The 13684-nt window shown below is 40.7% G+C and carries 13 protein-coding genes; 3 read left to right on the top strand and 10 right to left on the bottom strand.

The window, feature by feature from the left end:
- Window positions 1–58: 58 nt before the first annotated feature.
- The 9 genes from AC570I_RS09650 to AC570I_RS09610 all read right to left on the bottom strand — a co-directional run bounded on the left by AC570I_RS09650 (window position 59) and on the right by AC570I_RS09610 (window position 7335).
- Entirely contained in the window at window positions 59–496 is a 438-nt protein-coding gene (locus tag AC570I_RS09650; protein WP_497405292.1) for a hypothetical protein, read from the bottom strand.
- A 4-nt stretch (window positions 497–500) separates the two neighbouring features.
- A complete protein-coding gene (locus AC570I_RS09645; RefSeq protein ID WP_047798539.1) occupies window positions 501–1151 on the bottom strand; it encodes a hypothetical protein in 651 nt (216 codons plus the stop codon).
- 33 nt (window positions 1152–1184) lie between these two features.
- Complete coding sequence (locus AC570I_RS09640) at window positions 1185–1745, bottom strand: RNA polymerase sigma factor (protein ID WP_047798538.1); 561 nt, start codon at window positions 1743–1745, stop codon at window positions 1185–1187.
- A gap of 90 nt (window positions 1746–1835) precedes the next feature.
- Window positions 1836–2792, bottom strand: a complete 957-nt coding sequence (locus tag AC570I_RS09635; RefSeq protein ID WP_047798537.1) for a transketolase family protein — start codon at window positions 2790–2792, stop codon at window positions 1836–1838.
- Between the two features lie 71 nt (window positions 2793–2863).
- Entirely contained in the window at window positions 2864–3709 is an 846-nt protein-coding gene (locus AC570I_RS09630; RefSeq protein WP_497405291.1) for a transketolase, read from the bottom strand.
- Between the two features lie 57 nt (window positions 3710–3766).
- Entirely contained in the window at window positions 3767–4231 is a 465-nt protein-coding gene (gene bcp / locus AC570I_RS09625) for a thioredoxin-dependent thiol peroxidase (RefSeq protein ID WP_047798535.1), read from the bottom strand.
- 152 nt (window positions 4232–4383) lie between these two features.
- Complete coding sequence (locus tag AC570I_RS09620) at window positions 4384–6117, bottom strand: M23 family metallopeptidase (protein WP_497405290.1); 1734 nt, start codon at window positions 6115–6117, stop codon at window positions 4384–4386.
- Window positions 6118–6120: 3 nt separating this feature from the next.
- Window positions 6121–6732, bottom strand: a complete 612-nt coding sequence (locus AC570I_RS09615; protein WP_497405289.1) for a fumarylacetoacetate hydrolase family protein — start codon at window positions 6730–6732, stop codon at window positions 6121–6123.
- Between the two features lie 72 nt (window positions 6733–6804).
- Window positions 6805–7335, bottom strand: coding sequence for a T9SS type A sorting domain-containing protein (locus AC570I_RS09610; protein WP_082120609.1), 531 nt, complete (start codon window positions 7333–7335; stop codon window positions 6805–6807).
- A 177-nt stretch (window positions 7336–7512) separates the two neighbouring features.
- Here AC570I_RS09610 and AC570I_RS09605 point away from each other — a divergent pair, with 177 nt between their 5' ends.
- Entirely contained in the window at window positions 7513–9471 is a 1959-nt protein-coding gene (locus tag AC570I_RS09605) for a KUP/HAK/KT family potassium transporter (protein ID WP_497405288.1), read from the top strand.
- A 2-nt stretch (window positions 9472–9473) separates the two neighbouring features.
- Entirely contained in the window at window positions 9474–9623 is a 150-nt protein-coding gene (locus tag AC570I_RS09600; RefSeq protein WP_156166696.1) for a hypothetical protein, read from the top strand.
- A gap of 548 nt (window positions 9624–10171) precedes the next feature.
- On the opposite strand, the gene AC570I_RS09595 is transcribed toward AC570I_RS09600, so the two are convergent.
- The gene (locus AC570I_RS09595; RefSeq protein ID WP_497405287.1) at window positions 10172–12118 is read right to left on the bottom strand and encodes an amino acid permease; all 1947 of its coding nucleotides are present in this window, start codon (window positions 12116–12118) and stop codon (window positions 10172–10174) included.
- Window positions 12119–12388: 270 nt separating this feature from the next.
- Between AC570I_RS09595 and AC570I_RS09590 the strand changes: the two genes are divergently transcribed.
- Complete coding sequence (locus tag AC570I_RS09590; RefSeq protein ID WP_497405286.1) at window positions 12389–13609, top strand: MFS transporter; 1221 nt, start codon at window positions 12389–12391, stop codon at window positions 13607–13609.
- The last annotated feature ends 75 nt before the right edge of the window (window positions 13610–13684 follow it).

Here is a 13684-nt window from a genome sequence, read left to right as displayed (position 1 = left end):
AAGGAAATTACATTAGTCCTTTAAACAAAAAGACCTGCATTCCTGCAAGTCTTCCCTTTTATCTTGGTCCGCCTTTGTAGCGGTTAAGCAATTCCCTTTTGAATCCTTCCTGTGCCCTGTAAAACTTTCCTACAACCTTAATCGGTAAACTCGACTTCAGTTTGTTATAATATTTTTTATCCAGGTTAAGGTCTCTTTGTTTAAAATCAAACTCGCTGATGATCAGGCTCTGAACCTGCGCATCGGTGAGGTCATCAATCTCGGTCGTTTTTCTGAAAGAGATCATTTTCTGCATGCGCTCTTTGCGTAAAGCATCCTGCTCTGTTTGCATGCTATTGTAAATAGGCCAGAATACTTTGGCTTCATCAGGGGAAAGATCCAGCTTCTGAGTAAAGTAGGCAATTTTTAGCGACTCAATTTCCTCGGCTTTAGGTCGCTGGGCCAGTAAAGTTGCCGGCAGTAACAGTATTAAAGCAACGAATAATAAATTCTTCATTTAATTAATTATTTAATGCATGAGTAAGATCGCTTGAAGAGAAATTACTCAATATGTAGTTTTCCACTTCTGTATCTGACGCAGAAGCATTATTTGATGATGTTTTCGTATCAGCCTCTAAGTGCTCAATTATCGTATTCTCATCAATATCATACAATAACTGTTCGTTTGCCAGATCAGATACATTAGTAGTGGCTAAAGGAACCGAAGTGTCATTCTGGTAAAAATATGCACCGAACGATGCCATCAGGATAAAACAGGCTGCGCTTGCATACTTTACGATGTTTCTTCTCCACAATGGAATTATCCTGGCCACTGGCTTAGGTTGCTCTGCCGCAATTCTGGAGGTGATTCTGTTTTGTAAAGAATCAAAGTAATTTTCAGGAACCTCAAAGGTATTCTGGGGCAGAGGAATTTCACTAAGCCTGATTTGCGTTTCAATACGCTCCGTTAACGCCTCGAAGTAATCCTGTGGAACCTCGAACCGGTTTTCAATGGTTTCCTGTTTCAGCCGATCTAAAAATATTGCCGATGCAACACTATCCTCTACGCTTTCGAAATAATGATCCGGAGTAATAAAAGGATTATTTTTTACCCTTGCAGCGAGGCTGGGGGCTTCCTTTCTCCAATCGTTATTATCAATATTTTCGTTCATCACAGATATATGATTTAATTTTTGGCAAAAGGTTTAAAAGTCAATTTCATCATTTGTGATAATTGCTTCAATTTTTTTTGCAGCAATATGAAATGATGCTTTAAGTGCACCTACGGATGTTCCCAAAACTTCCGAAATTTCTTCATACTTCATGTCATCAAAGTATTTCATGTTGAAGATAATGCGTTGTTTTTCGGGAAGGGTCAGGATCGCTTTCTGTAGTTTCAGCTCCAGCTTATCGCCGTTAAAATAGGAGGAAGCTACGAGGTTGTCGGCAAGTTCCGAAGAAACCTCATCCAGCGGGGTGTTGTTTTTTTGTTTTTGCTTGTTTAAAAAGGTGATGGATTCGTTTGTAGCGATACGGTATATCCAGGTGTACAATTGCGAATCGCTTCTGAATTTATCCAGGTTTTTCCAAACCTTTACAAACACTTCCTGGATCAGGTCGTCGCAATCGTCGTGGTTTAAAACCAGCCTTCTGATGTGCCAGTAAATTTTCTGCTGGTATTTTTTTAACAGCAGGTTAAAGGCCTCATTACGGGTCTTCTCGACAGCAAACATTGCAAGAATTTCTGAATCTTCAACTTGTTTCATCGAGGGAATTTATCTCATTTACCATAAAGGCACCAAGATCACCAGATTTCAATACCTGGTGTGCTTAGTGCCTTCGTGATTTAAAAATTATTATTTTTTTCTGCCGATTACTTTCTGTACAGCTTCAACAATGTTCACTGCATCTAAACCGTACTTAGACATTAACTGGTCTGGTGTACCGCTTTCTCCAAAAGTATCATTTGTAGCCACAAATTCTTGCGGAGTTGGCAATTCAGTTGTCAACAAACGTGCAACACTTTCACCTAAGCCACCAAATTTATTATGCTCTTCACAAGTCACCACGCATCCTGTTTTCTTAACCGACTTTAAAATCGCTTCGTCATCCAGCGGTTTGATGGTATGGATATTGATAATTTCTGCGTCAATACCAAGCTCAGCTAACTTTTCACCAGCTTCAATTGCTTTCCAAACCATGTGTCCGGTAGCAATAATGGTTACATCGGTACCCTCGTTTACCATCCAGGCTTTACCAATCTCGAATTTCTGATCAGGATCTGTAAATACAGGAATCACCGGGCGACCAAAACGTAAATAAACCGGTCCTTCGTACTCTGCAATCGCAATAGTAGCTGCTTTGGTTTGGTTGTAATCGCATGGGTTGATTACCACCATTCCAGGCAACATTTTCATTAAACCTATATCCTCTAAAATCTGGTGTGTTGCGCCATCTTCACCAAGCGTTAAGCCTGCATGTGATGCACAAATTTTAACGTTTTTGTTAGAATAAGCTACCGATTGACGAATCTGGTCGTAAACACGTCCTGTAGAGAAATTGGCAAATGTTCCTGTAAACGGAATTTTACCACCAATAGTCATTCCGGCGGCGATACCAATCATATTCGCCTCGGCAATCCCCACCTGAGTAAAACGCTCCGGGAAGTCTTTGATGAACGCCTCCATTTTAAGCGATCCAACTAAATCGGCACATAAAGCAACTACGTTTTCATTTTTCTTGCCTGCTTCATGTAAACCAGCACCGAATCCTGAACGTGTATCCTTTTTTTCTGTATATGTGTATTTTTTCATTATATATTCGATATGATATTTTAGATATTAGTTATGAAACTCAATCTCACAACCCTCATCTCCAATCTAAATTAGTAATCCCCTAAGGTTTCTGGTAACTGAGCCAAAGCAATAGCCAATTGCTCATCGTTCGGAGCAGTACCATGCCATTTATGTGTGCCCATCATAAAGTCTACACCAGCACCCATTTGCGTACTCATTAGGTTTAAAATAGGTTTGCCTTTTCCGGTTAGGGTTTTAGCATAATGTAAACCTTCAACAATCGCCTGCATATCGTTTCCGTCTGTATTGATTACATGCCATCCGAAAGCTTCGAATTTGGCCTGTAAATCATCCAGTGCCAATACTTTGTTCGTTGGTCCATCAATCTGCTGACCGTTATAATCCACAGAAGCAATCAGGTGGTCTACTTTATTGAATGGCGCAAACATTGCCGCCTCCCAGTTTTGTCCTTCCTGTAACTCGCCATCACCTAATAATGCGAAAACATAAGATTTATCGCCATTTAGTTTTTTAGCAAGGGCAGCACCAATGGCAACTGATAAACCTTGCCCGAGTGAGCCAGAGGCAATGCGGATTCCCGGTAAGTGTTCGTGTGTTGTAGGGTGTCCCTGCAATCTCGAATCCAACTTACGGAAAGTTGCCAGTTCACTTTTATCGAAATAACCTGCGTGTGCAAGTGTGCTGTACCATACTGGTGAGATATGTCCGTTGGAAAGGAAAAAAAGATCTTCTCCTGCACCTTCCATGGTAAAATCTGTTTTGTGGTTCAGTACTTCAAAGTATAATGCGGTAAAAAAGTCTGTACATCCAAGTGAAGCACCCGGGTGGCCAGACTGACATCCGTGAACCATTCTTACGATATCCCGTCTGATCTGTGAAGCAATATCTTCTAGCTCTTTAATTGTATGTTTCATTAAAATAAGAGGTTGTTGTTATCTAGCAAAGTTAATATTTTACTTGCTATATCATAATTAGTTATTGATTAATTCCAGTACTTGCTGAGAGGCGTTTTTGGTATCTACTTTCTTGATAATGTGAGCAATTTTGCCTGCTTCATCAATGATAAAAGTGGTCCTTACCGTGCCCATATATTTCTTGCCATACATGTTTTTTTCTGCCCATACGCCGTAGTCAGTTACAATTTTCTGATCGGTATCGGCCAGTAAGGTAAAAGGTAAATTATGCTTGGTTACAAACTTCTGGTGCGACTTTTCGTCATCAACACTTACCCCTAATACCACAATGCCTTTTGCCTGTAAACCCTGGTAATTATCCCTGAAATCACAAGCTTCTGCTGTGCATCCAGGTGTATCATCTTTTGGGTAGAAATATAAAATAACGGTTTTCCCGTTGAAATCGCTTAACGATACCGTGTTGCCGTTTTGATCTTTTGATGTAATATCAGGTGCCTGATCACCTTCCTTTAACTCTGCCATGTTTATAATGATTGAATTTTGAATGAGTAAATGATAGAATTTGCAAGGTAAACAGTTTAGCCGATAGTAGTGTTCAGTAAATGTTAAAAGATGATACTGAGACCACAGTTTCAAATTCCCCTGGAGTATGTATTTGTTTACCTTTTACCTGTCTATTTTGAAAAATTTACGGTATACCGTCTCACGTTGTCTTTTAAATCGCTTACCACTAACTCCAGTGTGTGTTTGCCGGCACCGGTTCTTTCATCAAAGCTGTGCCAAAGGGTGGCCGTTTTGGCATCAAACTCCATTAAAGCCCACTGGCCATCGATGTAACCGTTAAAGCTTTTAATTCCGGAAAGGTTGTCACTAATTTTAAACAGGATTTTTGATAAACCGGCCATGCTTTTCCCTTCGGAAATATTAACTGCAGTAATTCTTGGTGCAACGGTATCCGTTGAAATATAAAAATTGCCGAAATTTTTTGGCGTGGCTTTAATATACCCATCTTCAAAATATCCACCTTGTGCCGATCCGTTACTATTCACAATTAATGCCTTGTTACGCAAACCTTCAGGCAACTGATCAGCCTTGATCCATAAATTAAAGCCTACATGCAATGGCGTAAACCGGTTGTGAATCTGGTGTATTTCAGACCATGCATTGCCTGCAGGTTTTGGTAACTTTTTATAACTGAAGTTCAAATCACTGTATAAAGTTCCCTTTGGTAATACCACTTTTACACCCTCTACGGTAAATTCGTTCTCTTTGCCAAAAGCATAGATAGTCCCCCCTGGAACGATAGGGGTGACCGCTGGGGCTGACCCTGCGTTCACCGTAAAAGAGAGCGCAGATGCATTCCCTTTTGAGTCGGTGATGATATACCGAAGCTGGTGAGTTGCGCCATCATTAAAACTAATCCGGCCATTGTTGATCAGGCCACTATAAATTTTAAGTGGATTGCCCGGGTCGACAAAACTTTTCTGAATGCTCCTTTTTGTATTCAGATAAGTGGGATAATCAATGTGCGAATTGATCGCTTTGCTGTCTTCAAACGCAAAGCGCTCGAGTGCTGAAGTGTAAATCATTTTGCCATCAAGTTCCAGCTGGATGGAGTAAACGCCATTTGTGCCCGACATCCCGTTATGGCGATCAGTCGTAACTACTCCAAATCCAACCTCACCGGTTAAATTAACCGGAGCGCTAGCTTTATAAAGCCCTCCCGCACCCGTAATAGCTATGGCTTGTTTAGGTGTTGCTTCATTAAATGATTTTCCGTTCAAACGGTAAACATATAGTCCGTGGATTACAGGAGGTATATTATCCGGGATCACAATACCAAAGAACTGTGGATTGATGGTTTCTTCGGTTTTGGTGTCCCTGATTTCAAAGTGGAGGTGGGGGCCACCTGAGCTTCCCCGGTTTCCAGACCAGGCAATCACCTCACCCTTACGCACGGGTATAAGTGTTGCATCAGGAAATTCATCTATTTCAAAAGACTTTTTTTCGTACTCCAGATTTTTAACGATAGTAGCAATCTTGGGCGAAAAACGTTGCAGATGCCCGTAAACTGTTGTAAAACCGTTGGGATGATTGATGTAAAGTGCCTGGCCAAAGCCACTGTTCTGAACCCTCAGTCTGGATATATAGCCGTCGGCAACAGCATAAACCGGATATCCCTCCCTTTGATTAGTCCTGAAATCTATTCCTGAGTGGAAGTGGTTACCCCGTATTTCGCCAAATGAACCTGCCAGAGCGGGGGGCGTAATGTCTAATGGTTGCCGGAAATCCGTGATCGGGTATCTGTTGTTGGTGAAAATTTGTTGTGCACCAGACGGGTTGAATGTAAATAGAAGTAAAATGTAGATAAAAAACTTGGTGATATTCAAGATATGGGATTTAATCATGCTTTATTTTACATCAAAATTTAAAAGTTGTTTACCTTGCAGCCAGGCTTCGAGTTTATCGCCCTTGTTTGTTCTGCCAACGCCTTCCGGTGTTCCGGTGAAAATAAGATCACCTTTTTTAAGCGTAATGTATTGCGAAACAAAGCTGATTAGTTTCTCGAACGAGAACAATAAATCTTTAGTATGTCCCTGTTGACGGGTTTCACCATTTACTTTCAGCTCAAAATTTAGGTTATAAAGATCTTCAAAATCGCTTTTTGGTAAAAAGATGTTTACCGGCGCAGAATTGTCAAAGCCTTTGGCCAGTTCCCAGGGCAAACCTTTTTCCTTGTGTTTACTCTGAATATCGCGTGCAGTAAAGTCAATACCTAGTCCCACTTCATCGAAATAGTTTCCCGCAAATTTCTCTGCAATGTGTTTACCCTCTTTACATATCTTGAGCACCACTTCAAGTTCGAAATGGATATCGCTTGAAAAATCGGGTAAATAGAAAGGCTTGTTGTCTTTTAACAATGCCGTATCCGGCTTCATAAAGATTACGGGAGTGGTGGGAACCGGATTGTTCAGTTCTTTGGCATGTTCGGCATAATTGCGGCCTACGGCAATGATTTTCATTTTTGTAATATTAGGGTATAGCAATACAAACGGGACAAGCCCATGGTTTCAAAAATAGAAAAGAAAATGATGTTATAAAACAGAGATCCTTTTTACCTGGCTTTCCGAACCGGCAATTACCCTTAAAAAGTAAATGCCTGCGTTTACTCTGCTGGGAATAGTGAAACTTTTGGTCTGGTCGCCGGAATTTAATCTTTCGTTTAGAAGTGTAACCACTTCATTCCCTAAAAGGTCAATCACTTTGATGGTCGTCTGGGTATTGTCTTTTCCGATTGAAAGGATCACATTCAACTGATCTTCTACCGGGTTAGGGTAAATTTTAACGATTGTTAAAAGTTTATCTTTTGCAGCAACAGAAGTGTTTTTTGTGGTGTTGGAGTAAGTGTTAAACATAGCGGCTCCACCAATCGACATGTATAACGGCTTATAAGGTTGGATATTGGCCTTTATTTCAGGAACCCTGCTTACTTTCTTTGTTCTCCCTTTCAGGGTAATATGAATACTATCAACTTCTTGCGACCAGGAATTTACGCTACATAGCAAAACAATGCACAATGTGCACATCAATTTCGCGAGCAACGTTATCTTAGTGTAAAGTTTCATCAATAGTAGAACAAAGTTATTAATTTAATACAAAGAAATTAAACATTTTATTCAATAATCATAATTTAACACAATTTAACAATAAAAATTGTTTTTCAAAGTGTGAAAAATACACAATAATTTGGTTGTTAATTTGTTATAGTTTTTTACTTTTGCCCCACTTAAAAATATAATGACATGTCAAATCATAAAAATGTCAATGCGTTAACCGCCGGTGGGGTGCTGATTAGTCTGGGAATTGTGTTCGGTGATATCGGTACTTCTCCGCTCTATACCCTCAATGCAATCTTTACAACAATTCTGGGCGGCAGGCAAGATATCAATCCTGAAAATGTACTCGGAGTGCTCTCCTGCATCATCTGGACGCTGACATTACAAACGACAGTCAAATATGTGATCATTACTTTAAGGGCCGATAATAAGGGTGAAGGTGGTATTTTTTCTCTTTTTTCTCTGGTACGTAAAAAGGCCAAATGGCTCGTTGTTCCTGCAGTAGTAGGAGGGTGCGCTTTACTTGCCGATGGTATTATCACGCCCAGTATTACCGTAACGTCTGCAATTGAGGGGCTAACCAGAAAATTCGACATTCAGGTTATTCCAATTGTTCTGGTCATTCTCACCATACTTTTTATCATTCAGCAGTTCGGAACCAATCTGGTTGGGAAACTTTTTGGTCCGGTAATGTTCGTTTGGTTTGCTGTACTGGGAATTTTGGGCGTTTCCTATATTGTAAAAGACCTCAGTATTTTCAGTGCATTTAATCCCTATTGGGCTATACACCTCCTTGTCACCAACAAACTGGCATTTCTTATTCTGGGTGGCGTATTTTTATGTACAACGGGTGCGGAAGCCCTTTACTCTGATTTGGGCCATTGCGGACGAAATAACATCCGCATCAGCTGGATTTTCGTGAAGCTGATGCTGATCCTGAATTACCTTGGGCAGGGGGTGTGGGTGTTGCACAACAGCTCCACATATGTTCCGGGAGCCAAAATGAATCCTTTTTTTCAGATTGTTCCCGATCATTTTCAGATTCCGATGGTGATCCTGGCTACTATGGCCGCTGTAATTGCCAGTCAGGCGTTAATCAGCGGATCATTTACCTTAATCTCCGAGGCTGTACGTTTAAACCTCTGGCCAAAGATCAAGATCGTGTATCCATCAGTTTCAAAAGGCCAGTTGTATGTGCCATCAATTAACTGGATGCTATGGATTGGATGCTGCGGAATCGTGCTGTTGTTCAGAAAATCCGAAAGCATGGATGCCGCCTATGGCTTGTCTATTACCATAGCGATGTTAATGACCACGATTCTGGTGAGCTTTTACTTAAGAAGCAGGCGTTTTCCAAAATACCTGATTGCTATTTTCTTCTTCACTTATGCGATCATTGAAGGTACATTTTTAATCAGTAATTTAACTAAATTCCTTCATGGTGGCTGGGTAACTGTAATGATTGGTTCCTTTTTGTTCACTGTGATGTGGAGCTGGTTTGTGGCACGGAAAATTAAGAACCGTTTTGTAAAATACGTAGAAATAGAAGATTATTATCAGATTTTAAGTGAGTTAAGTGGTGATGAAAGTGTACCTAAATATTCGTCTCAGCTTGTTTATTTAACAAGTGCAAACTTCAAAACTGAAATTGAGTCGAAAATTATATATTCCATTATTCAGAAAGAGCCGAAACGTGCTGACGTATATTGGCTTGTTCACGTTGACGTAATGGACGAACCTTATACCCTGGATTATAAAGTTGAATTTCTCATTCCGGGTAAGCTGATCAGGATCGATTTCAGATTAGGCTTCAGAATTGAGCAACGGGTAAACCTGCTGTACCGTAAAGTGGTTGAAGAGCTTGTGAAAAACGGGGAGATCGATATTACCAGTCAATATACCTCGCTGAATAAACATAAAATTGCGGGCGATTTCCGTTTTGTAATCCTGGAGAAACACCTTTCGAAATTTACCAAGCTAAGTTTTTACGAGCGCACCATTATGGATTATTATTTCATATTGAAGAAACTCAGTTTATCTGAAGAACGGAGTTTTGGATTGGACAGCAGTTATGTTGATGTAGAAAAGGTTCCGCTTATCTTTGTTACGCCAGACGATATCGAGCTCCACCGATTGCCGGTTTAATCATGAGAACAGCAATTCTAATACTGGGCATATGCCTGTTTATAGCAGGCCCAGCCGCCAAGGTTTATCACCTCCCTTATGGTAATGTCTACATGATCGCATCGGGCATAGGCCTGGTGCTGATTACTGCGCTAGGCTTCATTAAGAAATAAACAATATCATATTTCATCATCAGCCCTTCAGTTTTATGAAGGGCTTTTTTGTGCCCATCTGTGTGGTTTCAGGATTCAATAGTGAACTAGGATTAATGGGGTGTTGACAGTGGTTTGGCAGGATGTTGACAGGGAATTGTCCCTATTAACCCCCTGCTAATCCCCTGTTAACCCCGCACTAAGCCCCTGTTAATCTGCCTTTCTGGCAGTTTTCGTTTTTTTAAATTATTTCCCGCAAATTGCGCAGATACTCGCAGAAACTAATCTGCGAAAATCAGCGAAATCAGCGGGAGAATTATATTTTCAATCATCAGGAGAATTATGTTTTAGTTAATTTTATTAAAATATTTCCCGCAGATTGCGCAGATACTCGCAGAAACTAATCTGCGAAAGTCAGCGAAATCAGCGGGAGAACTATGTTTTAGTTAATCTTTATTATTTCCCGCAGATTACGCAGATGGACGCAGAAATAATCAGCTAAAATCAAGGTCATAAAAAAGCCCATCAGTTACGATCAACTGACGGGCGTAAATTCTTTGTATTACAGATTAACTTTCTAAAGCCAGTTTGCTGTGTTTGTAGCCATACGCGAAATAAACCACTAAGCCAATAACAAGCCATATACCGAACCCAATCCAGTTTGAGATGCCAAGTTCACACATCATGTACAAACAGCTGATTAAGCCCAGAACAGGGATTAGCGAAAGATTTTTAGTGATGCAGTAGAAAGAGATGATTACACAAATGATGAGAAAAATCCACATCGGTATTTTATGCTTGAACAAGCCCCATCCACTTTCATATCTCTTTTCGGTGGAAATCTTCGATGCTGATATGAACTGCTCGTAGCGATCGCCCGGCAACGCGCTTAGATAAGATTCAGCATCTACTTTGTCGGCCAATATGATCTGTGGTGCCGCATCTTTAACGATTTCTTCCTTCACTATTTTCAACTCATCACCATTTAATGAGGTGAGGAAGTTTACCGTGGTAACGGTTTTTGGCGAGTTAAGGAAGAATGCCTTTGTTTCAGCACTATATTGTATAAAGGCAAAAGCGAGTGCCGCAATAAATGCAACAGGAACAATAAATTTGCTGTTTACATAAGGTATTTTAAATTTACCTCGTTGTACATCCGGACGGTTTTGCAATACCAGTACCCCTGCACATACCAATACGAAGGCAAACAAAGTTCCGATAGAACATAAGTCGGTTACAATCGTTAAATTCATGAATAACGATGGAACCGCCACTACAAAGCCCACAACAATAGTGGCAAATGAAGGTGTTTTATATTTGGGATGGATTTTGGAGAATGATTTTGGCAATAAACCATCGCGGCTCATGCTCATCCATATGCGGGGCTGACCCATCTGGAATACCAGCAGCACACTGGCCATCGCAAATACCGCACTTACGGCGATAATCCCACTCATCAGTTTAAGGTCGATCTGATCGAATACAAATGCAAGGGGATCACCCACAGCAAGCGTATCAGATTTTACAATTCCCGTTAATACCAGTGCTATGGCCACGTATAAGATGGTACATAAAATAATGGCCCACATCATTCCGCGGGGTAAATCTCTCTGCGGATTTTTACATTCTTCAGCAGTAGTTGAAATGGCATCAAAACCAATGTATGCAAAAAACACAGCTGATACACCTTTCAAAATTCCAGATACACCATTTGGAGCAAAGGGATCCCAGTTTTTGGTATCCACATAAAAGATACCAACAGCCAGAACCAGTAAAATGACTGCCAGTTTCACCACAACCATTGCATTACTGGCGTTGCGACTTTCCTTCATACCCCGGTAAATTAACCAGGTAATCAGGATGATGATACCCAGTGCAGGGAGATCGGCAACCAGGTGGAAACTGCCAATTTGCGGGGCAGTGAGCCATGCATTGTTGGCTAATGCTGTTGCGGCATCCAGGCCATTCAGGTTTTTGCCTGCAGCCAGTAGCGCTTCTGCATGTTTATGCCCGTTATAGGCGCTTAAGTAATCCATTGTTGCCCAATCAGGAACATGGATGCCATTGATGCCCAGAAAAGGTATTTTTATAGTGGAAAGCAGTCCTGTAAAATAGTCTGACCACGAGATGGCTACCGTAATGTTTCCTATGGAATATTCCATAATGAGCGACCAGCCAATGATCCAGGCCACCAGCTCGCCAAAGGCTACATAGGAATAGGTATAAGCACTACCTGAAACAGGAACCATAGAGGCAAATTCTGCATAGGCAAATGCTGCAAAGCTGCAGGCAACTGCAGTAAAAATAAACAAGAAAATTACTGCGGGACCACCATCTGCACTTGCTTTTCCAATGGTGCTGAAAATACCTGCACCGATAATTGCTGCTATACCAAATGCCGTTAAATCCCGTACACCTAAGGTTTTGTGAAGTGTATTTTCATGATCGCCATAACCGCTTGCTGCATCTTTTAATATCTTGGAAATAGATTTCTTTCTAAATAGCTTTTCGAACATTTCAGTTTGCTTGTTGTATTCTTCAAACTTAGGAAAATATCGGTTAAAAACGTTTAAAGCAGGATATTAATTTCTTTACACTGATATTCTAGCAAGTCTGAATGGCGAAAACAATGCAAATAATCTCTCTTTCGGCTAGTTTTCTGTGGTAAATGTCAAAACAGATTGTTAATGTAATCTGTATGTGTTTATTTAACGTGTTTGCGTGCCCGCAAGTCATAAAATACTACTTTTGCCACCTCCATAAGAAAGGCACAAATATTTGAATTTATGACGACACCATCGGGCTTAAAGGCATCTTACATCAAAGAGAAGAATCACGGAATAGCCACGTTACTTGCTTTTGCTTTGCTTCCGCTTTCGGGCTTTGCAACAGATATCTATATTCCATCACTGCCCAACATGGCGGGGGATATGAACGTGAGCAGTGTGCAGGTTCAGCTTACTTTGAGTATCTTCCTGATCAGTTACGGTGTGGCCCAATTATTTGTAGGCAGTTTACTCGATAGTTTTGGCCGATATAAAATTTGCCTTTATGCGTTGCTGATTTTTGCAGTAGCGAGTCTGGTGATTGCCGTTACGCATAATATTTATCTTATCTATCTGATGCGGGTTATTCACGGATTACCAGTTGGAGGGATTGTAGTGGCCAAACGGGCATATTTTGTTGATTTGTTTACAGGAGATAAACTGAAGCATTACCTGAGTCTGTTTTCCATTATCTGGTCAACCGGGCCCATTGTAGCTCCTTTTGTTGGTGGTTACCTGCAGGCGGCTTTTGGCTGGGAATCCAATTTCTATTTTCTAGCTGGTTTTGCCCTTGTTTTTGCCTTGCTGGAGCTGATTTACAGTGGTGAAACATTAAAGCACATTACCGAATTCCAGTTGAAAAAAATCATCGGGATTTATGTTCAAATGGTGAAAACCACGAGTTTTACTTTAGGAATTGTAATGTTGGGTTTAGCTTATTGTATGGTGATGGTGTATAATATGACCGGGCCATTCATTATCGAGCACCATCTTAATCTTTCACCTGTTATTGCAGGCTACAGTTCGTTAGTTTTGGGCTTTGCCTGGATGGTTGGCGGTTTTATCGGGAAGGCAACCATCAACCGTCCTTTTTTCAAACGGCTGGCTATTAACTCTCTTTTTCAACTGTTATTCGTGATACTGATGATTTTGAGCTTGAATTTCATCAGCAATTTATTCTCGCTGATCTTTTTTGCTTTCATTATCCACATTGGTGCAGGCTATACCTTTAACAATTATTTTACTTTTTGCCTGAGTAAGTTTCCAAAGAATGCAGGTATCGCAGGTGGTTTAACCGGTGGAATTACATATGTCATCGTTTCTTTTCTCAGTTATGGTGTAGTGAATTTCTTTCCCGCCAAAGATGAGCGCAACTTAAGTTTTAGCTACCTGGTTATGATTTTGCTTTCGGGCCTGGTGATGTTGTTGATTATGCGAACGAGGGGCAAAGAGGAGGGCTAGTTCGGCAAATGATTTTATAAAATTAAATATAATCTCCCGCTGATTTCGCTGATTTTCGCAGATTAGTTTCTGCGT

The organism is Pedobacter sp. A2324 (assembly GCF_059693705.1).
Note: the sequence above shows the minus strand (reverse complement) of the source record. Positions and strands in the feature narration are given on the sequence as shown.